Origin of the sequence: Nostoc sp. JL31 (assembly GCF_017114965.1) — a bacterium.
Taxonomy (GTDB): Bacteria; Cyanobacteriota; Cyanobacteriia; order Cyanobacteriales; family Nostocaceae; genus Nostoc; species Nostoc punctiforme_A.
The window spans coordinates 24,674-45,423 of record NZ_JABXKO010000100.1 but is presented as its reverse complement, the minus strand read 5'-3'; the positions used below and the strand labels follow the sequence as shown (position 1 = coordinate 45,423).

Below are 20,750 nucleotides of genomic sequence, written 5' to 3'. Positions count from 1 at the left end.
AAGTATGTTATTTTCTGCGTACCTGTTAATCAAAAATTGAGGTAGTATCTCAGGAGCGGTCAGTTCATGGACTATATAGAAAAGGTGCTGGAAAAGCTTAAGGAATTAGCTCGTAGGCTAATTGAAAGCCTATTAGGGCCAGAGGCTGAACCGGAACCGGAACTGATTCCGATTCCTGTGAACGATCGCTCGCGCCGTCGCCACTAACCCCAAAGTGGCAAATTCGACGTTGCAACCCTTAAGTATTCTGGCACTGCATGGGCCAAACTTAAATTTACTAGGACAGCGAGAACCAGGAATTTATGGTTCGTTGACACTAGCTGAAATTAACCGCCTGTTAGAAGCAGAAGCATTCAAATTACAGGCGAAAGTTTTTCCTTTGCAGTCAAATCATGAAGGAATTTTGGTAGATAGTATTCATGGCGCGTTAGGGCAACATCAGGGAATTCTGATTAATGCAGGAGCGTACACCCACACAAGTGTGGCCTTGCGAGATGCGATCGCTGCTGTTAATTTGCCCACAGTGGAAGTACATCTGAGTAACATTTACCGCCGGGAAGAATTTCGCCATCATTCGTATATCGCCCCAGTTGCGATCGGGCAAATAAGTGGTTTTGGCGTTCAAAGTTACTTATTGGGCTTACAAGCTTTGATAGATCATTTAAGAGTTAGGAGTTAGAAGTTAGGAATTGGTAGTTGGTAGTAAAGTTAGGAATTAGTAATATTTCATTAACTCCTCACTTTTAACTACATAATTTATGCGTTACTCTCCTATAAGTCGGTTTAAAGGAACTTTACTCGGAGCATTGCTGGGGGGAAGTTTAGCTTGTGGTGGTAAAGTACAGTTTGAGAGTTACCTAGATTTAGGCAGAATGGCGGTTCTGGGTATCCAGAGTTTAATTGCCTTGGGTAGATTAGATTTAGATGATTGGATAGAGCGTCAGCAAGAAGAATCTGCTCATTCAGCCGCAACTGATGACATCTCGATAAAAATAATTATTGCCACATTACCAGTAGCACTTTTTTTTCACGAAAATCCAATTAAGCTCCGACAAAACTTGCTGCGTGTGCTGAAAATCTGGGAGGATGATCCAGTAGTCAGGGATGGAACACTAGCAGTAGGGTATGCGATCGCTCTTGCCCTAAATGAAAAACTTGACCCTCTAACTCTTATCCCCCAAACAATTTCTTTTATCGGAGAAACACCGACATCAATACCAAAAAAATTATTAAGAATCCAGAATTTATTAGAGCAAGGGGCTGGATTATCAACGGCACAAGCTGAGTTTGCTAAGGAAGAAAAGCTCAGTAACATTATTGCTATGGCATTCTACTGCTTTTTAAGTACCTTAGAAGACTTTCGCCTGACAGTTTTGCAGGCTACTCACAATGACAATTCTCAAGTGCAAGATGCTACGTTTCTAAGCTCACAGGCTACAGGTGCAATTACTGGTGCTTTGTCGGGAGCGTATAACGGGACAGGCGGAATTCCCGTAAATTGGCAAGTTCTGCTCTTGCAGAGCAATTCTCCAGTATGGGGACTAACTAGCTTTTCCCAAATGTTAGAATTGACCGATGCATTTGTGGGAGTGTGGTCAGGAGTGTATAATCTTACCTTAAACCCAAAAGAGTTAACAGAAGAGGAATGTGAGTTAGCTCCGCTTTCAGTTTACGCAGCTCCTCGCGTTATTCGGTCGCGTTAATCTCAAATTAACCAGATAAGGGATTAAAGGTAGGCAAACTTCCGCCAAAGTGTATTAGTCTCATATACTAGAATTTTTGCAGTAAACCCTTGGACTGATTCTGTAGCTAGCTATTGTGGCAAATCAACCGACTTGCAGCCGCCGCAGATCAAACTTTCCTGATGATTGTCTTTTTTGAACTATCAAAGTTGGCAATTGCAGGCAGAGATAATGAAAATGCATCAATTTTTGCAGTTCTTGAACCAGCAATTGACTCACTGGCGGCGACAGTACAAAACACTACGCCGTAAGGGAAAGTTAATGAGAAGTCCCAAAGGTAAAACCCATAGAAGGGAACTTCTAAGGACTATGCTCAAGAATGTATTCCTGTTTTTATCAAAAACCAATGAGAAAAGCGAACGCCGAAAACAAGAAAGAGCGCTAAGGTCAAAGGCAAAATCGGTCAAAATTAAGAGTAGTATTTATGCAGTTGCTTTGGATTGGGCATATAAACAGCGTTACTCGGTGATTTTGGCGATCGCTGTAGTGTCCCTCACAGGTATTATTGGGCATAAATTATACAATCAGACTCAAATCCAAATAGGACATCCCGCACCCCAAACGATTACAGCGCCTTACACAGCTAGCATCGAAGATCATAAAAAAACCGAAGCCGAGCGCAAAGCTGTCAGTAAAAGATCCTTACAGGTGTTAATGCTTGATGCGCGAATCAACGAAACAATCAACGAAAATTTGCAACAACTTCTAGATGATGGCAACGAAATTCGTGCTGTTGCTGGAGCTTTTCCTTTTTTTGATCCTGTAGTTTTATCCATCTCTACCCAACGTTACCTCCGCTCTTGTTCTGAGTTGGAATGGCAAGCATTGCTATCGGCTGTAGAAAATACTAAAAATCAGCAGCAGAAGAGAATCGGACAAACCACCCCAGCTGCACCCAATCAAAAACGCCAGCCGCGCATCACATCCAAATCTGATACTCAGAATCTAGAGAAGACACAGCCAGTAGATTTTTCTCAAAACACTGATTTTACTCAAGCTGTAGCAGAACTAGAATCTTACCGCCTCACAACTTCTGAGAAAAGCTTGTCCTTAGTGATTGCCGAAATTTCCCAAACACGTCAAAGATACATCCAAGCCACTGCCAAACTTTTAAAGTTAGAGACTGTTAGCCCCGAAGCAGTATATGAAGAATCTCTACTTTTAGATTTATCAGATGTGGAATGGGAAAAAACCCAAATGGGAATCCATGAAATTATAGAGCGGATTCTTACCCAAGGCATCCCACAAGGACTGCCAAAAAATATCTTGCAAGATGCGGTGAGTTTACAATTACAGACCTTTGTACCAAAATCCGCTGAAACTTTGGCAAAAAATCTGTTGTTAGCTGTACTCAAGCCGAATCTGCAAAAAGATGAAGAACAAACCAGACAAAATGCTCAAAAGGCGGCGGCTGGTGTGCCACCCGTGATGGTGAAGATACGGCATGGTGAGGTAATTGTCAAAAAAGGAGCGCAGATTACTGCATGGAACTTTGAGGTGCTGGAGCATTATCGCCTGATTCGCCGGGAGGTTAAGTGGCAGGAATTGGTGAAGTTAGGAGGCGTGATTGCGATCGCTATTGGCATTTTTGTCTGGGTAGAACGCCATATTGATTACGAATTGCGACAACGCGATCGCCTGTTGGTGTTACTGCTAACTCTAAGTGTGCCAGGAGTAATCGTCATCGGATTGCCCTATACTACCTGGAGCGCCCTTGGTTTATTGTTGGGAAGCTTTTACGGCCCCACTTTGGGGTTGACAGTTGTCGGGCTGCTGTGGCCGATATTAGGCATTAGCTTGGATATGAGCAAGGCTGCGCTTTTAGCTGGTGTGGGGGGAGGAATATTAGGTAGTTACATTGCCCAACGATTGCGATCGCGTGAAGAGTTAGCATTATTAGGCGTTGCGATCGCCTTAACTCAAGGCGGCATTTACCTTCTTGTTAAAATTTTAATTGGTCAAATATTTGGTTCAACCTGGTATATTGTCTTCCAAGAAGCGGGATTATTTGCTTTATCCGGTTTAGGCTGGAGTATTGTAGCTTTAGGTTTGAGTCCTTATCTAGAAAAAGTGTTTGATTTAGTTACCCCAATTCGCCTAGCAGAATTGGCAAACCCTAACCGCCCTTTATTAAAACGACTTGCTACTGAAACTCCCGGAACTTTTCAACATACCTTACTTGTGGCTACTCTTGCTGAAGCTGCTGCTAAAGAATTAGGATGCAATGTTGAACTAGTAAGGGCTGGAACATTATATCACGATATTGGCAAAATGCACGACCCTCTCGGCTTTATTGAAAATCAAATGGGAGGGCCGAATAAACACGATACTGAGATTAAAGATCCTTGGAAGAGTGCAGAAATTATCAAAAAGCACGTAACGGAAGGGTTGGTAATGGCGCGTAAACACCTTTTACCTACGGCAATTCAAGCTTTTATTCCAGAGCATCAGGGAACGATGCTGATTGCTTATTTCCATCACCAAGCCCAGCAAATGGCTCAGTCAGATCCAAGTTTAACTGTAGACGACGCAGATTTTCGCTACGATGGGCCAATTCCCCAGTCACGGGAAACCGGAATTGTAATGTTAGCAGATTCTTGTGAAGCGGCGCTGCGATCGCTGCAAGCATCGGCTAAATCTGCGGGAGAGAAGCGATCGCTCAAAGATGTCTCCAGCGAACAAGCTTTAGCAATGCTGAATAATATTCTACGTGCCAAATGGCAAGACAATCAACTTGTAGATTCAGGACTAAAACGGGAAGAGATGTCACAAATTGCCCAGATATTTGTGGATGTTTGGCAGCAATTTCATCACAAACGGATTGCTTATCCGAAGTTGAGGGCTAGTAGTGCTGTGCGGAATTTGTAATGTGATCTTTACTACGGGCTACGCCTACGCATATCTGCTAATAAGATTAATTAACCTGAGTTCGGGATAAGCTGAAACCCTCATAACACCGTTACTTGATTTTGGGATATATTAACGTGCTTGTGTCGTTTCAGCTAGTTAGAGGTAAATAAACCTCCTTAACCCGAACTGAGGTTAATTAATAGAATAGGAGGTTTTTTTGGGATGCGATCTAAATATGTGCTGAGTGTCCAAATAAACCAATACTGAGAATTCAGGCAGGGCAGATTAATAAAAATCAATGTTATCCGAAATTTTTCTTAATCTGTCCAAAATATAGTACATATACGTACACATTAAGTATAATCCATTAGTATATATATTATAGAAGTTCTGTATATTTCATCGCCGTATAATAATCCATAGGGTGGGACTGATGACTTCATTACCGGATGCTAATAACCAAATAGAAAGAGCAGACATAGCCTTTTTTGACTCTAATTACAAAGAATTTGACTCTTTAATAGCTCAAGAATTAGCAGCTTTAATCCAAAAAGTATATGAGCAATTTGATGAAATAAATAAACCAAAACTGAGTGAGCCATTTGATGAAATAAATAAACCAAAACTTGGTGGGGATTACCACTTAATAAGTGAGCTAAAGGAAAATGGTCTTCCTTTCGGCTTCGTTGCGTCTAAAAACAGTAGCAATGATGTATTTGTCGTTTTTCGTGGCACAAAAACTTTTGCTGAGTGGTTTAAGGATGTAAATATTCCGCTTGTTTCTTATAGTGACGGTAGAAATCTACAAGGAAGTATATTGAGAGTCGTTGGAGAAAAAATACAGCTAATTCAGTCCCCAATTGAGATTCCAAAAGTTGGCGATTTTGGTCGTGTCACTGTAGGTTTTAGACAAATCTATATCAGTCTACGAGATGCAATGATTAATGCGCTTAAAGATTGTGCTCCGAACTCTCGGATTTTTGTGACAGGACACAGCCTTGGTAGTGCATTGGCAACACTAGCAATCCCGGATATCCTTGCAAATACCGACTTTAAGCCTGAAAAAGTTATCTTGTACACTTTTGCCAGTCCTCGATGTGGTGACAGGGAATTTGCGACTAAGTTTCAAGCTATGGGGGTAAGACATTGGCGGATTGCTAACACTGAAGATTTTGTAACTATGATTCCGTTTCCAACAGGAAATGTTTTCAAGGCAACAGCAAAGCTACCAAAAGATGAAGAAGAGAAGGCAATTGGAAGTGGAGAAGTGACTTCAAAAGATGGAAAACCAAAAAATCCCAATCCACTTTTTGGTTTCTTTAAGGCAATGTACAACAGAAGCGGAGAAATATTGAATGACCATAAAAGAAGAATGCCAGACTATGTGCATACTGGTACACCAGTTTGTTTTACGATTCATGCAGCCGCTTTAGAGCAGCACCACAATTTAGAAGAGATTTATATGCGCGGAATCTTGAGATTCACAAAATGAGAATAATTAGAGTCGCTTGTATTGTAAGATTCTATTTATCAGAAAAAAAATCAAGACATGGAGATGTTTTAGAGTGCAAATTGTTGCCACTATCACTGTTACATTTGTTGCATTTGTACATATTCTTATCTCGATAGTGGAAATGTTTTTTTGGAAAAATCCCGTTGTTTATCAGAGACTTGGTTTTACAGCCGACGTTGCAAGTCAAGTAGCTCCTATTGTCAAAAATGCAGGGTTATATAACGGCTTCATTGCTGCTGGCTTAATTTGGGGAGCATTCACTAAAAGCGATTTTCTATCAATTCGAGTCTTCTTTCTGGTATGTGTTGTGATTGCAGGCATATTTGGTGCGTTAACTCTAAAACGAACAACTCTTGTACTTCAGACACTTCCTGCATCCATTGCGCTGGTTTTTGTCTGTATAGCCGCTAATTCTATTCGCTAGGGCTAAATATATTTTTATAAAAGTGAGATGCTGCCCCAAAACTTCCTTAATCCTGGCTGATTCCACATCCCAGTTTTAGATGCGATCGCTTAATAGTCGCTGGAGTGAGTTAATTGGACCGACTACCTGAATTTTTAGCAATTTGATATAATAATTCTTCACTCCTAACTTTTAACTTTAATTGCTTGCACACCAGCCAAAATAAAATTAACTGCTGCTTGAGTATGCTGCTCAATCATTTCTGAACTTAGCAGTTGCAAATCGGGTCTAGTATGCTTAATGTTTTCGTAAGCGTTGAAGTATAAATTACAAACTCCAATAATATGCAGGGTGGTGAAAAATGGATCGATTTGACGGAAACAACCTTCCGCCATCCCCCGCTCTAAAATCTTGATGAGATAGCTAAAATTTTCTTGCCAATTCCCCTGCTTGAAATACTTTCCCTGATTTTGGTTTGCTTCTTGGAACCAAAGCATTCCCCTGTGTGGGTGAGCAGCTTCATAAGCGATCGCTTCTTTGACAAGTAGTTTCAAGGCTTCCTCTGGTGGGAACCGATCCAAATTTAGCTGCTCAAACCCTTCGTGCATTTCTACCGCCGGACGTTGCAAAACTGCTTGATATAGTCCTTCCTTGCTCTGGAAGTAGTAGTAAATCATCGCTGTAGTGACACCTGCACCTCTAGCGATCGCCCCTGTCCGCGCCCCTTGAAGTCCATTTCTGGCAAACTCCGCTTCCGCCGCATCGAGAATCTGCTTTTTCGTCGCTTCTGCATCGCGCACCTGACGCGGCTTTTTAGATGAAAATTTTGACTGCGTTGAACGACTCACATTGCTCCATCAGCATAACGAAAATATATTAACTAAAAACTTGGTTAGTAGTTGACATAGAAGATGAAATTTATTAAATTAATATCCACTAACTAAAAAATTAGTTAATTACATAACTTGTCCATACAGTAGCCGAAATTAGCCGAGCAAATGCCCGGTAGTATTATTTCGTCCATTGCAGACAAGACTTTAGTTATCCCAATTTACATTCAAAAGAGTGATGTAGAACAGGCGACACCAGCTTGTCTACAACTTTGAAGTTTCAAGATTGCGTTAGCAAAAGGTAACGCATCTAGCAACTTTTCAAAAAATTATCAAGATTTTGGAGGAAAAATGGAACCAATTTTACCTGGTGCGCCTTGGTTAATCGCGCACAAATTTATATTGGGAGTGAATAAACCAAATAAAATCACATTAAATGGACAGGATTATGTTATTTGGCAAAACCAAAAAGGCGAAGTGTTTGCCCTTGATAACATCTGTCCGCACATGCAAGCACCCTTATCAAACGGCTGGATTTGTCAAGATAGAGATACTATTACTTGCCCTTTTCATGCACTAGAATTTGATGGGCAAGGCAGACTACAGCAAGGAGATAAAAAAGACACTCAGCCAATTACCAAACCATTAGAGTTAATTATTAGCAATGACTGCATCTGGACTTATGCTGGATTTGAACCAAGATTGCCCATCCCAGATTTGCATCAGAAAATTGTCGATGAATACGAGTTCATTGGAGTAACTGGGGAAAAAAGTATTCAAGGTGAATTTTTGAGTAACCTAATGGTTAACTATGACTATAATCACCAAAATGGTACTCATAAAGAACTATTCAAAATTACATCTTGTAATGTAAGTCATTTTGAAGAAAAAGGATACTCTGCTACAGTCAAACAAGAACTGACAAGAGCTAGCAACACATTAGGAGAAATTATCAAAAATCCTATTTTGGGAATATTCCCGAAAACGCTTGCTAACACACTCGAATACGCTTTTCCTTCAACTACAGCTTTGTTGGCTGAAACCCCTATTGGTGATATTGCTCAAATTCATATTCTCTACCCGGAAACAGAAAAAATTACCAAGACGTTTATTTTGATGTATGCCAAAATCGTCAATCCTGTGATGAAATTTCTGTTTAAAAATTCAGTTTTACAAGCAGCAGCCACTGTTATTGAGCAAGATACAAGTGCTGTCGAAAGTTTATATCCTCGACAAAAACCAAAAATTAGATTGCCGAAGACATTATGTTCTACGCAGAAAAACTCTACCACAATTGGTAATTTTGATTTGCAAAGCCTAACTGCCCTTTACAATTAAACTGTAGCTAATTACTGCTGGAGGTACTCAAATATGCGGCAGCTAAAATCAGCCGAGGAAATGCCTGGTAGTTATGGCTTGCCCATCTTGGGGGAGACTTTAGAAATATTTCGGGATTTAGAACTGTATCTATGGCGACGATTCCAGCAGCATGGTTCAGTTTTTAAGACGAGCGTCATGGGATACAAACGTGCTTATTTAATTGGCCCTGATGCTAATCGGCTGGTGCTGGTAGAACAAGCTGAAAATATGTCGTCGCGGATCGGTTGGTATTTCTTAGAATCAACATTTGGCAACAATATTTTATTACAAGATGGGGAAGAACATCGCCTAACCCGTCGCTTGATGTATCCAGCATTTCACGGAAAAGCGATCGCTACATACTTCGATACCATTCAAAATATTGTGCAAGACTTCCTCAAAGATTGGGGAGAGCGAGGAACGATTCCCTTAAATTCTAGTTTCCGTCAGCTTACCCTAATGGTTGCGACTCGCCTGTTCTTGGGAAGTCAGAACAAGACCGAAGTTGAGCAAACCAGTCAGTGGTTTACACAACTGCTAGATAGCAGTATGGCGATATTGAAATGGAATGTCCCTTTTACTTTATATGGTCGCGGTCAAAATGCTAGGGGTAAGTTAGTGGCTTTCTTACGTGAAGCGATCGCCCAACGTATCAAACAGGGTAACTTGGAAGAATCAAAAGATGTTTTGGGATTGCTGTTAGCCGCTGTTGATGAAGACGGCAATAAATTGAGCGAAGCACAGGTAATCAATGAGGCACTATTATTACTATTTGCTGGACACGAGACGACAGCCTCTTTGCTGACTTGGGTAATCTTTGAATTAGGTAATCATCCAGAGTGGCGAGAACGACTGCGCCAAGAACAATTAGCAGTTGTGGGAAATAATCCCTTTAACCTGTCCCATCTCAAACAACTTCCACAGTTAACCAACGTCCTAAAAGAAGCAGAACGGCTCTATCCGCCAGTGTATGCCTATAATCGTGGCGTCCTCAAAGATATTGAGTATGGAGGTTATCGTATCCCTGCTGGTTGGTTTGTGACTATCTCGCCGATGCTGACTCACCGTTTACCAGAACTGTACACCGATCCCGATCGCTTCGACCCCGATCGCTTTGCACCACCTCACGAAGAAGATAAGAAACATCCTTTAGCATTAGTGGGTTTTGGTCATGGTTCGCACAGTTGTTTAGGTATGGAATTTGCCCAGATGGAAATGAAAATCGTGCTTTCCGCACTACTTCGCCATTACGACTGGACAGTAAAACCGGATTATTCTGCGATCGCTCCAGTTCGTCAACCTTCTAAAGTTAAAGATACTCTACAAGCATATATTGAACCTTTGGCGATCAAGCATCCTTTGAAAAGTCAAACATAAATCTTTGATGAAACAAATCGATTTTCTGCATCTAGCATGAAATCGTAGGTATTTAGAAAATCAGACTGCCACTTTTCAGGCTTTTGGCAAATTGCGAGTGGAAATCCTGCTAAATCAAACCATTGAATTTCATCTCCAATTTCTACTGGTACTACTCTCCAATTTTTACTTGGAGCTTTACTGAAATCTTTCAGCAAATTGACGTTAATTTGATTAGCAGGTTTGGGAGTTGGTAAATGTCGTTCAACACTGGAAAATGATTGTTCTACCCAGTTTTTTATATTAACTGCATTAAGATATTCATTTGGTTCCGATTCTCTTTCGCTAATGTAGTGATAGTAAGTTTGCGCTAGTTCTTCAGCTTGCTTACGAGTTGTTACATCTTCTACTTTAGCAAGCAAGTATGCAGCTACTGGGTCTAAAGTTCCCCATACAATAAGTTCTTTCATCCAGAAAACAATCCAAGGTAGCCCAATTTGTGACCAGTTTTCCAATGAGGATTCAACTAACTCGCCACGAAAAGCTTCATCCATTGCTAATGCAATAACACTCCCCAAACCCCAATTAAATCTATATCCAAAATTTTGACTAATGTATGAATGCCATTTTGAAATTTGAGTTAGGTTTGGTTTTTTCATTGCTTTATTGGGGTCAAGCCACCAGCATAATATTTCATTCCAAGAAATATTTCCTGATGGGTCACTGAGTCTAAATTTAGACAGACTGGTTAAATTGCTAACTATATCTTGAACATAGTTAAAGCGTTCTTCTGGTGTCCAAATAGCATAATCTCCACTCACAGATAATTGTTCTTTAAGTTTAGGATAGAGAGTTAAAAGCTCATTTCCAGCGCGTGGTGGTAGGCTGGTACGATACAAGCGCCGACGCTGTGAAACATCTTTATAAATTTCTGTTTTTAACGCTCTACCTCGCCTGATGAATAAATTTTCTAATCGTTCTTGTTCGCGGCTAGCGTAATGAGCAAAGCTTCGATGCCAAATTTTTTGCAGATGCTCCTCCAATTCATTAGGGCTTAAATCTTTAGCTACTAGCTGTTCAATTTCGACAATGGCAGACAATAAAATACTATCCAGCGAATCGAGAGTTTCAATAGCTGATAATTGTGCATCAGAAAGATTGTTATCAGGGTCAAGTGGTGCAGTTTTTTCCAGCCATATTAAAAAATTATCCTGTCTATTAGAACTAGAAATTAGCTGCCATTGTTCTTCCAAACGTAGCAGTAATTCTGCTAGAGGACTTAGAGGATTTGCATTTTGGTTAATTGCCTGTGTTTGATTTTCTAATTCTCCTATTAAAGATAAGTATCTTTTTCGTGCTTCTTTGTCACTCCAATCTGTCGATTGATTATTAAGTAATACTAAACTACGTCCTTCTGTCCCAAATCCAGGTCTTCCAGAACGTCCAACTAAATTACCAAATTCACGAATATTTAGTTCTCCCGTACCACGTCTTAAAGTTGGAATTAATACTGTTTCAAAAGGAAGATTAACCCCTTCGGAAAGAGTTGACGTTGCTAAAACTAAATGTACAATTTTTTCATCTATGACATCGATAAGTAATCGAGCCATCAAACCTGGCATTTTTCCATGATGTACTATGATTCCTTTCTCTAACAGCTGATACTCGCGGGATTTAGTACCGAAATAATCTTCACATGAACGTAAACACTTTTGCCAAACCTCAAGTTTTTCTGCCTCTATAGGTTCTTGAAAAAATGAAGGCATTTCTATTTGCGACCATGTTTTCAACAATTTCAGAAAGTCTTCTGCATAACCGCCAGGCTGCTGTGTGACTGAAATAAGAACAGCACGCCTTTGGCCTTTTTCATCTGGTGCAGCTAAGTGCATAGCTGCCCAGAAAAGATAAGGGCGTAACCTCTTCTCAGCTCCTTCATTTTTCCCTTTTGGCACAGGAGGATATGTCGGAAAAGGATTTGGAATAAAAGGTGTGTCAGCTTGACCACCTTCTTGAAATTCTAATTTTCTGCCGTCAAGTAAGTCATAGCGTATTTCAAATCTTCTTCCTGGTAAGCATTCAAGCCGCCCTATTAATTGACGTGTACTTCTGTAATTTGTCTTTGCTGGGCTAGCATCAGTTGAATTTTCTATCCAGCTTGCTAATGCGTTTTCTGTTTGTGATGCAACAGCGGATAGTGCAATAATTCGGCTATGATTTTGTTCTACATAAGTAAACAGTCTTGCCCCTAGTGATTCTAAGCGTAAGGATCTATTCTCAGCTTTTTGCAAAGAATCTTTATTACCATCAAATTGAACTGCATGGGCTTCATCAAGTACAATAAGCGATACTCTACGGATAAATAGAGATCCTAAAAATTTCATCAAAGCTTCTGCTTTTTCGTAAGTGCAAATTAAAACTGTTGGCTGTTCTGATGTCAGCCATACATCTGTTGGCCCCCAGTCAGTACCTCCATATAAACCTGTAACTATGACATTGTTATTAGTAGAACGCTTTAAAACACGAGATAAATTTGATTCAACTTCTGTGGCAAGCGCTCTACTTGGCACTAAGTAAATTACTAAAGGAGCCGAACTACTAAAATTGTTAGAATTTGTTGTTTCCAAGAACAAGCTTTGCAGAATTGCAATTTCAGCTATCGTTGTTTTTCCTGAACCTGTAGGGGTACAAAGAGCAAACGATTCTGCTCTTGCTAGTCGTTCGATTCCACAAACTTGAGAACGCCATGCTAAAGCTTTACACTTTTGATAACTTTGACGTAAATAACGTTCTAAGAAATTTCTACCATTTGGAGTAATCATCTGAGAAAGCAATTCTAGATGATGTCGTAGAGAAGTTTGTATATATACAGATGTAACTTCAGCGCACAATTTTCCTAAAAGCCAAGAATAAGTGTCGTGTCCATGAAGAAGCACCTTAGCAATATCAGAAAGCTTTTCAATAGCTCTTTCTAATCTTGGTTCATTTCCCCAGCGCATTTTTGCACATAAAATTCCTAAAGAACTAGCAGTTTCTTTAACAATCAACTTGTTAAATCTGTCAGCACCTGTATCAGCGTCATCCCAAAGAAGACTTGTTTCAGTTTGGAAATTTGATGATGTTACAGTTGCCCAATATTCTGTCAGTCGTTGCAATAAAGTAGGAAAATCAGCTTTTAGCAAAGAACGTAAAATTTCTGACTCTACTCCCTCACTTATATCTTCATTGAGTAAACCCGCAGCCCTAGCAGGATAACCAGCAAGTTCATATACAGCTGCTGCAAGTAAACGAATTGGTAAAATATCCGGGTTTAGTTGGGGATGAGATAGCCATTCAAATAACTCACCAGCCCGTAGCATTCCATTACGCCAGTTAGTGTCTCCAGTTTCTCGCTGGATAAATGCAGCCTCAATAAGGCGCATAGCATCATTTAATCTTTCACCTGCTTCATCTTCTCGCCACCCAGTTAATCCCTTTCCTCCTGCGCGAAGTCTGGTATGTTGGCTATAAAGTTTTGCAATTGCTGGCGTTAGTCTGTTGCCTGCAAGACTATTTTGTAGTTCTTTCGCTAAAGCAATGACTTCGTTACTTGGTTGAGTCATCTCATTTTGCAGAACTTCACCCTCTACTATGACATCAGAGTTGGCTTTTGCAATCTCTGCATCATCTGGTTGTTGAACTGTTTGGGTAGGAATATCTATTGAAAGTGTTGCAATTGCTGGCTGACTATAGACAGTTGTAACAAGATTTTCAACTTCATGAAGATGAATTTCAACTGCTTCAAGTCTTCTTCCTGCTGTATATTGTTCGTGTGGTTTTTCAGGAGATATCCAGGTTGGATTTTCGACAGGATGCTTACCACAAATATAACTAATTAAATCGTAGCGTTCATAATTTATATCAACTTTTTCTAGCCATAAAACTCTTAGAGAATCAACCCATTCAGATGAATAAAGATCATTGTAATCCCCAAAAATCTCAATTATTTGTGGGATATCAACAGGCTTTATATGTGGTTCACTTACCTTTTTGTGTGCTTCAGCTATCATTATTGTGTAATGATTAGTTGTGCATTTAGCTTCACAAAATAGAGAAGCAATAATTACTCCTTCGCTGTTGCGTAAAAAAGCAAGACAATCATCACCTGTACGTCCAGGTCGCTTTTTTGCAATCTCTTCAGTTTGATTTAGAAATTCTAAATGTTGAAACTCAACTAGATGAAATCGGAAAAGAAAAGCAGGAACTTCCCAATCATCCTGTCCAAAATGAGCAAAATTTTCGGCAATAATTCCTGAAAATATATCTCCAAAATAACTCTGACGGGATATAATATTAAGACGTTCAGGATAGCCATAGCTTGGATCGCTTTCTGAAAAATCCCCAAATGGAAAAAGAGAATTTCCTGCTAATTTCCGAAGGCGATATCGAGCATCTTCATGGGCTTTTTGAACAATTAATATTAATTCATTGAGAATTATATCTCGTTGGTTTTTATCTTCTTTGAGCAGACGATGTGTGTACCGCTTATCTTCAGATTCGCTAACTGAGTTAGATAACCAGTTTGATATTCCGTTAAACCTAGTGATTTTTTGTCTTTCTTTCATTTAACATACTCTCTAATATTAATCAGATTTACAATATAAGCTTTTAACCCAGATACTTTTAAAGGATATGTAAAATTTAATACCAAAAAACTGATGGCGTAGCAAAATGATGACATAAGTATTCAACGAGAGCCATAACGCTTTCTCTGTTTTAATTTTGAGCGAGGCAACTTCTGAAATTTAGAATAAATTTGCTAAGTCAACAGAATAATAAGAGGGTGTGATTGAATACAGCATCCTGCTAGTATAAGCTGAGAGAAAAACATCAACTCTCATCTGCTATTATCAGACAGATAACAATGAAACAAATTTTTACATAACTGAAAATAGCTCTCTAGTAAGCATCGTAGTTATTTAGATGGTCAGCCTAGTATGTCAACCAAATGCTACGCTACAGTTAGCAAGATTGAGAGGCAACTATGACTGCCCTGATTCTGAACCTCAGCCCCACCATTGAACTAACAGATGAGCAGTTCTTCCAACTGTGTCAAAATAATCGAGATTTGCGACTTGAGCGCACGGCAGAGGGAGAATTAATTATCATGCCACCAACTGGATGGGGAATCGGAAATCGCAATAGTAAACTGACACAGCGCTTAGGTAATTGGGCTGACGCTGATGGCACAGGTTTGGCTTTTGATTCTTCTACAGGTTTCAAACTTCCTAATGGTGCAAATCCTTCTCCTGATGCATCCTGGGTGAGCCGAGAGCGATTAGAAGCCCTGAATCCAGACCCTGCAAGATTCCTACCAATGGCTCCAGATTTTGCGGTAGAATTGCGCTCTGCTTCAGACAGCTTAAAGACTGTGCAACAAAAAATGCAGGAGTATATTGACAACGGTGTACGTTTAGGCTGGCTGATTGATCCGCAGAACCAACAGGTGGAAATTTATCGCCCAGGACAGGATGTTGAGATTCTGCGATCGCCTACTAGCTTATCAGGAGAAGATGTATTACCAGGATTTGTGCTGAATTTAGCACAGATATTGAGTTAAGCGATCGCTGTTTCAAAATTCCAATTTTTGCGTGATTAAAAACGGTTTTTTTGTTACCACGACCAGTTGAAAGCTTTGGAGTGGTAGGATTTTTGGATGTTTGATAACATCTGCAAATTCCTCTCATTTCATGATTTGACGAAATTGCAACTATAATTTGATAAAATTTTACAGGTAAAAACAAAAAATTAATATTGACTTAATATTAAAAATACCGCCTGCAATAACCCGATAACAAAACCTAAAACACCACCTAAAGTCACAATTGCTTGCAATTCATTTTTCACAATTCCTTCAATGGCAGCTTCCAAATCAGCAGGTGAAGTTGATTTTACCCGGTCAACTATCACTTCATCTATCGATAAAATTGGAATTGCCTGCGCCACAATTGCTTCTAAATCTTTTTCCAAATATTTCTCTAAAATTAGAGCCAACTCTTGACTCATGACTTCTAAAGAAGTACTGACAACTGGTGAAGCACTAACACGATTCAGCAGCACTACAGCAATATTTTCCCAATCAACAGAATCAGTTAATCCTTGTAAAAAATCGCTGCCACTATTTTGCAGGTAATGGCGGACACTTTCACGGGTGGTTTTTCGGAGTTGGCGCACCGTACCCATTGGCAAGTTTTGTAATGATAAATTTTGCAGTAATTTCCGAATGCGATCGCGGATCTGCAAATCTTGAGTCAATTCCTGTAAACGACTATTAGCAGCCTCTTTTTCATCCAAGCAAAAAGTTCGTAGGCGTGTAAGAGTATTACGTAAGCCAAACAAATTTGCTACTACCCAATAAGTCCCACTGGTTTTTTCGCGGAAGCCTTCATCGATAATTTGAATGGTGCGATCGGTCAAAAAATCAACTATCGTTTGGCGTAAAATATCCGGCGGTAAAACTACTTGCAACAACCAATCAGCAAGCCGCGTAGATTGTTCTTCACTAAGTTGAAATTCCAGCAATATCTGGTCAAAAATTTGATTTATCTGCGCTTCTAAAAAATCTTCACGCCGCGCTAAAACCTTGAGCAATCGTGGCAAGGACTCCCCTAGTAAATCCCGCAAAATTCCCGCTACAATTTTGGCACTTTTCTCATTTTTATCTGTCTTGATTTGTTCAATTGCCAACCGCAACAACCAGAGAATTGCTGATTGCACGCGTTCTGTTTGCAACAAACGCCGTGCCAGATTTTGCAATTCTTGTGGTGTCAATAGTGACCCCATGATTGTATTAGAAATGTTCTTAGCTAGACGTTCTTGATTGCGGGGGATCAATCCAGGGGTGAAGGGTACTCTTCGTCCAGCGATATAAATTGCTCGGTAAGGACGGAACAACATTTTGATGGCTATATCATTTGTGAAATAGCCAATAATTCCACCCAGTACCGGGGGAGACACATAAAGCCAAAGATGAGACCAGTCCAAGGGAAGAATTTAAAAAGTTAGGAGGTTAGAGCTTAGAGTTAGGAGTTAGGAGTTAGGAGTTAGGAGTTAGGAATGATAAATTTTAAATGAGAATTTATCACTACTCATAATTCATAACTTTTAACTAATAACTCCTAACTTACTAAGCACTAGCACTCCCATCATACCGTTCGCAATGGGGTAGTGTGTGGCAACTGCAAAACCAACTTGATGAGCTAACTCTATTTGTTCTTTGCCGATGGGAAACCGATCTAAGCTGGGACTGATGTAAGCATATTCTTCTTTTAAGCCTAAATAACTGGCAACTGGCACTACAAAACTGTCCAGATACAACTGCTGAAAGGCGCGTAGCTGAGGATTAATCGGTCGATGAAAGTCTAAAATTGCGGCTTTAGCTCCCGGCTTCAAAACCCGGTATAGCTCTTGGAGACTGCGGGGAATATCTTTAACATTTCTTAAACCATAGCCCATTGTTGCAGCATCAAATTGGTTATCTTCAAAGGGTAAATTGAGGACATCAGCTTCAACCCAGCTAGGAGCTGGTTGGGGGTACTGCCAATGTGAGCGTTCTTGAGCTTTTTCTAGAAGGTTTTGGGAAAAATCCACTCCATACACCTGTCCTGTTGCTCCTATACGCCGTGCCAAACGTAAAGCTAGATCACCACTACCGCAACACAAATCTAATGCAGTATCTCCTGGTTTAGCTGCACTCCATTTTACTGTCATTTCCTTCCAGATTCGATGCTGTCCCAGACTCAACCAATCGTTTAACTGGTCATAAACTGGAGCAATACGGTTAAAAATGGATTGAATTTCGTTAGTCATTGGTCAATAAGTCATTGGTCATTAGTCATTCGTCATTTGCCAAGGATAAAGGACAAATGACTAATGACAACTACACAATACCTTAATGAGAGTGACTACTAGTCAGAGCGATCGCCACCAGTTGTGCTGATAAATTAATTAGCACCAATTCATCTTCTCGCAAAGTGCAAGGTTGTTTCCACTGTAGCGACAATACACCCAAAAGTTGATTACGGTAGCTAATTGGGATCACTAAATGTGCTTGCACACCAGTATTTTGGTAGTGAATCGCATCAACTAATTTAGTGTCTTTAAGTACATTTAAGGAAAGTTGCATTTCTCCCGTGGCGATCGCTTCCCTGGTTAGTGGGTCAAGAGATAGCCAATTTTCTATTGTACCTGTGTCGCTGTAAGTTCCTTGAGTTGCAACCAGAGTATTTCCATCTGTAAGTTGTAAAATACAGCCGTCTGCCCCAAAAGTTTCACTCACAGCTCTAGCAATGGGAGCGAGGGTTTCTTCTAAGCTAGAAGCGGCTTGAGTTACCTGTACCAAAACACTCAGCAGCGCCATTTGAGCATGAGCACGGCGTAATTCTTCTGTACGTTGCTTCAGCAAGTCGTAGGTTTCGGCTGCTCTTTGCACCACTGCCTTTAGTTCCCCTGGGTCCCAAGGCTTGGTGATATATTTGTAGACTTGTCCGGCATTAATTGCTTCTACCAAGTCTTCTATATCAGTAAATCCAGTGAGAATTATTCTTACTGTGTCGGGAAACTGAGGTACAGTCTTGCTGAGAAATTCAGTCCCTTTCATTTCTGGCATCCGTTGATCGGAGATAATCACCGCTACCTCCCCTTCTGTTGCCAAAACTTGTAGAGCATTCACCCCACTATCAGCTTTCAGAACATTAAAGTCGCGTCGAAATGTGCGATAAAGTAAATCGAGATTATCTGGCTCATCGTCAACTACCAGTATTTTCAGCTTTTTTGGTCGTTCGAGAGTCATAACTTGAGATTGGACTTTATCAATTTCGAGATTAGGTTTATCCATAAGATTTTCCTTTAAATATTTACTCTCTTGTTATATTCCATACCAAGTTTAGTTGAGAATAGCCGAAAATCGCCAAGGGTTTATACGGAGTTATTTTGCATATTTTAGAACGCTAATAGTGAGCGCTACAGAGGAAATTTATCTGCCCAAATATCTGAATTAAAAATGTTGCACTAGAAAAACTAACTAAATCAGCAAAACTATGGCAGTTTTGATCGTGGATGAGGTGTAGGTCTGGGTATAGATTAGAATAATACTTGCTCATGAGGTGTTAATTAACCTCTCAAGTTGAAGCTCGCACTCCGATTATGACTGATCTACCACCCAACACTCAGAATCCCGAAGACAATGCTAACAATGATGTAGCACAAGAGTTACTCCGAAAGCTGAGGCAAAAACAAGGCAACTGGGTGGAATGGGGAACCGCGATCGCCTCGTTGCTAAAAATCGGTTACAACCCCCAAGAAATTTTTGAGGCGACTGGATTTGAGCCGATTCAACAAAACCAGGTGGTTGTTGGTTCTCAAGTTTACAATTCTTTGGAAAAGTTTGGAGTATCGGCAGAAACGCAATCGCACTATACTACACGCGGCAGCGATGTTTTGTACGAGCTACGTTTACTTACTCAAGAAGAACGCGCCGCTGCCGCCGAACTAATCTTCGTCCACAATGTTGATGCTGATGAGGCACGGGATATAGCAAAAGCACTTAAAGAGTTCTCCTATTTCCGCACTTTACCAGAAGGGTTTTCTGCCCATCCTGGGGATGCTGTTGCTCACCAAGTTTGGAAACTGGCACGCCAAAATGCAGATTTACAACAGCGATCGCGCCTAATCGCCAAAGGTTTGCGTTTTGCTCATACGCCAGGTGCAAGGCAAAAAATCGAACAGTTACTAACTGATTTTACTACGGTTCCCCAGCGTCCAGCGCCAATCTTACCGTTTTACCGCCTGGAATTTGAAGAACAGTTACCCCGAATTTTGCCCGTAGTAGGCGAGTTGCCATTATCACGCCAAGACTTGCAAGCTGTGCCCATACTGACAGAAATCGAACCATTTCGGATGGTCAAGTTTTCTGGAGAACAAGCTTGGATACCCTTACCAGGTTGGCAAGTGCTATTGGCGGCAGAAGATCCAGTAGTAATTTTAGCGAATAGCGATCGCTTCCCCATCCAAACCCAAAGCCAAATAGGGCCAGTCGTAGTTGTCATAGATCGTGCCCAACGAGAATGGGATGCCTCCAGCTATTTTGTCGTTGAAAATGGTGGTGAATTAGATTTTCAATGGTTTGAAACTGAGCCAGAAATTCCTCTACTAGGACAAATTATTATCATTGTGCGTCCTAAGAAAATTCTGGATGAAGAATTAACTAAAGATTCATGGCAGATTGATGAATAAATTCAATTTTAGATGAGCTAACTGCGTAACACTCCCACACCTAAAAGTGTGGGAGTGTTGAAAATTAAACTAACTGGAGCAAAAATCTCAATACGGTTGAGTTAAGGAAAATCATAGGTTGGGTTGAACAACTAAACCCAACCTTTTTGGTGATTTGTTGGGTTTGCCTTGATACGATTACTAAATAAGCAAGTTACGCAATTTAAGCAAATATACCAGGCGATTAGAAATCGCGGCTACACAAACGAACGCGAGTGCGTCTCGCAGAGAAGCGGTAGCGAGTATTCTGCCAAGGGGAGACGCCAAGGGCGAACGAGCGTCACGAGCGTCGCGTGTTGATTCTGACTCCTGAATTCTGACTTCTGACTTCTTCTTCAATATGAGAGCAAAATTATTAAGAAATTAAGTGTTTTTTCTGTTATTTCAAC

16 protein-coding genes are annotated in these 20,750 nt (G+C 40.4%); 11 read left to right on the top strand and 5 right to left on the bottom strand.

The annotated features are described in order from the left end of the window. Positions 1–66 precede the first annotated feature (66 nt). The 7 genes from HWQ43_RS24815 (at position 67) to HWQ43_RS24785 (ending at position 6,529) form a co-directional block, all read left to right on the top strand. Positions 67–207: a hypothetical protein gene (locus HWQ43_RS24815; RefSeq protein WP_012410890.1), complete on the top strand. Its 141-nt coding sequence runs from the start codon at positions 67–69 to the stop codon at positions 205–207. Positions 208–229: 22 nt separating this feature from the next. Beyond that, positions 230–679 (top strand): type II 3-dehydroquinate dehydratase, encoded by a 450-nt coding sequence (gene aroQ / locus HWQ43_RS24810; protein WP_292738652.1) that lies wholly within the window; start codon positions 230–232, stop codon positions 677–679. 79 nt (positions 680–758) lie between these two features. Continuing rightward, complete coding sequence (locus HWQ43_RS24805) at positions 759–1,703, top strand: ADP-ribosylglycohydrolase family protein (protein ID WP_292738623.1); 945 nt, start codon at positions 759–761, stop codon at positions 1,701–1,703. 113 nt (positions 1,704–1,816) lie between these two features. Then, a complete protein-coding gene (locus HWQ43_RS24800) occupies positions 1,817–1,993 on the top strand; it encodes a hypothetical protein (RefSeq protein WP_292738658.1) in 177 nt (58 codons plus the stop codon). After that, positions 1,914–4,610, top strand: a complete 2,697-nt coding sequence (locus tag HWQ43_RS24795) for an HD family phosphohydrolase (protein ID WP_292738621.1) — start codon at positions 1,914–1,916, stop codon at positions 4,608–4,610. The genes HWQ43_RS24800 and HWQ43_RS24795 overlap by 80 nt, the downstream gene beginning before the upstream one ends. Before the next feature lie 415 nt (positions 4,611–5,025). Continuing rightward, positions 5,026–6,084, top strand: a complete 1,059-nt coding sequence (locus tag HWQ43_RS24790; protein ID WP_292738619.1) for a lipase family protein — start codon at positions 5,026–5,028, stop codon at positions 6,082–6,084. Between the two features lie 73 nt (positions 6,085–6,157). Next, entirely contained in the window at positions 6,158–6,529 is a 372-nt protein-coding gene (locus HWQ43_RS24785) for a DUF1304 domain-containing protein (RefSeq protein WP_292738617.1), read from the top strand. Positions 6,530–6,693: 164 nt separating this feature from the next. Here HWQ43_RS24785 and HWQ43_RS24780 read toward each other — a convergent pair whose 3' ends face one another. Beyond that, entirely contained in the window at positions 6,694–7,356 is a 663-nt protein-coding gene (locus tag HWQ43_RS24780; RefSeq protein ID WP_292738615.1) for a TetR/AcrR family transcriptional regulator, read from the bottom strand. A gap of 333 nt (positions 7,357–7,689) precedes the next feature. Here HWQ43_RS24780 and HWQ43_RS24775 point away from each other — a divergent pair, with 333 nt between their 5' ends. Further along, positions 7,690–8,676, top strand: coding sequence for a Rieske 2Fe-2S domain-containing protein (locus tag HWQ43_RS24775; protein ID WP_366932902.1), 987 nt, complete (start codon positions 7,690–7,692; stop codon positions 8,674–8,676). 33 nt (positions 8,677–8,709) lie between these two features. Beyond that, complete coding sequence (locus HWQ43_RS24770) at positions 8,710–10,074, top strand: cytochrome P450 (protein WP_292738613.1); 1,365 nt, start codon at positions 8,710–8,712, stop codon at positions 10,072–10,074. Here the strand turns inward: HWQ43_RS24770 and HWQ43_RS24765 are convergent. Next, positions 10,065–14,654, bottom strand: coding sequence for a DEAD/DEAH box helicase (locus HWQ43_RS24765; protein ID WP_292738611.1), 4,590 nt, complete (start codon positions 14,652–14,654; stop codon positions 10,065–10,067). The two genes, HWQ43_RS24770 and HWQ43_RS24765, sit on opposite strands and share 10 nt — an antisense overlap. Positions 14,655–15,073: 419 nt before the next feature. Here HWQ43_RS24765 and HWQ43_RS24760 point away from each other — a divergent pair, with 419 nt between their 5' ends. Beyond that, complete coding sequence (locus tag HWQ43_RS24760; protein ID WP_292738609.1) at positions 15,074–15,649, top strand: Uma2 family endonuclease; 576 nt, start codon at positions 15,074–15,076, stop codon at positions 15,647–15,649. A 188-nt stretch (positions 15,650–15,837) separates the two neighbouring features. Here the strand turns inward: HWQ43_RS24760 and HWQ43_RS24755 are convergent, their stop codons facing one another. From HWQ43_RS24755 to HWQ43_RS24745, 3 genes are all read right to left on the bottom strand, one after another. Then, complete coding sequence (locus HWQ43_RS24755; RefSeq protein WP_292738607.1) at positions 15,838–17,073, bottom strand: DUF445 domain-containing protein; 1,236 nt, start codon at positions 17,071–17,073, stop codon at positions 15,838–15,840. Between the two features lie 120 nt (positions 17,074–17,193). After that, positions 17,194–17,898, bottom strand: coding sequence for a bifunctional demethylmenaquinone methyltransferase/2-methoxy-6-polyprenyl-1,4-benzoquinol methylase UbiE (ubiE, locus tag HWQ43_RS24750; protein ID WP_292738606.1), 705 nt, complete (start codon positions 17,896–17,898; stop codon positions 17,194–17,196). An 82-nt stretch (positions 17,899–17,980) separates the two neighbouring features. Next, positions 17,981–18,925: a response regulator gene (locus HWQ43_RS24745; protein ID WP_292738605.1), complete on the bottom strand. Its 945-nt coding sequence runs from the start codon at positions 18,923–18,925 to the stop codon at positions 17,981–17,983. A 308-nt stretch (positions 18,926–19,233) separates the two neighbouring features. Between HWQ43_RS24745 and HWQ43_RS24740 the strand changes: the two genes are divergently transcribed. After that, positions 19,234–20,322, top strand: a complete 1,089-nt coding sequence (locus HWQ43_RS24740; RefSeq protein ID WP_292738604.1) for a RuBisCO accumulation factor 1 — start codon at positions 19,234–19,236, stop codon at positions 20,320–20,322. Positions 20,323–20,750 lie beyond the last annotated feature (428 nt).

What these genes read in the sequence shown, in the direction of transcription:
- HWQ43_RS24815 (WP_012410890.1), top strand. Translation starts at nt 67, where the DNA reads ATGGACTATATAGAAAAGGTGCTGGAAAAGCTTAAGGAATTAGCTCGT.
- HWQ43_RS24805 (WP_292738623.1), top strand. Translation starts at nt 759, where the DNA reads ATGCGTTACTCTCCTATAAGTCGGTTTAAAGGAACTTTACTCGGAGCA.
- HWQ43_RS24795 (WP_292738621.1), top strand. Translation starts at nt 1,914, where the DNA reads ATGAAAATGCATCAATTTTTGCAGTTCTTGAACCAGCAATTGACTCAC.
- HWQ43_RS24790 (WP_292738619.1), top strand. Translation starts at nt 5,026, where the DNA reads ATGACTTCATTACCGGATGCTAATAACCAAATAGAAAGAGCAGACATA.
- HWQ43_RS24775 (WP_366932902.1), top strand. Translation starts at nt 7,690, where the DNA reads ATGGAACCAATTTTACCTGGTGCGCCTTGGTTAATCGCGCACAAATTT.
- HWQ43_RS24770 (WP_292738613.1), top strand. Translation starts at nt 8,710, where the DNA reads ATGCGGCAGCTAAAATCAGCCGAGGAAATGCCTGGTAGTTATGGCTTG.
- HWQ43_RS24765 (WP_292738611.1), bottom strand. Translation starts at nt 14,654, where the DNA reads ATGAAAGAAAGACAAAAAATCACTAGGTTTAACGGAATATCAAACTGG.
- HWQ43_RS24760 (WP_292738609.1), top strand. Translation starts at nt 15,074, where the DNA reads ATGACTGCCCTGATTCTGAACCTCAGCCCCACCATTGAACTAACAGAT.
- ubiE (WP_292738606.1), bottom strand. Translation starts at nt 17,898, where the DNA reads ATGACTAACGAAATTCAATCCATTTTTAACCGTATTGCTCCAGTTTAT.
- HWQ43_RS24745 (WP_292738605.1), bottom strand. Translation starts at nt 18,925, where the DNA reads ATGGATAAACCTAATCTCGAAATTGATAAAGTCCAATCTCAAGTTATG.
- HWQ43_RS24740 (WP_292738604.1), top strand. Translation starts at nt 19,234, where the DNA reads ATGACTGATCTACCACCCAACACTCAGAATCCCGAAGACAATGCTAAC.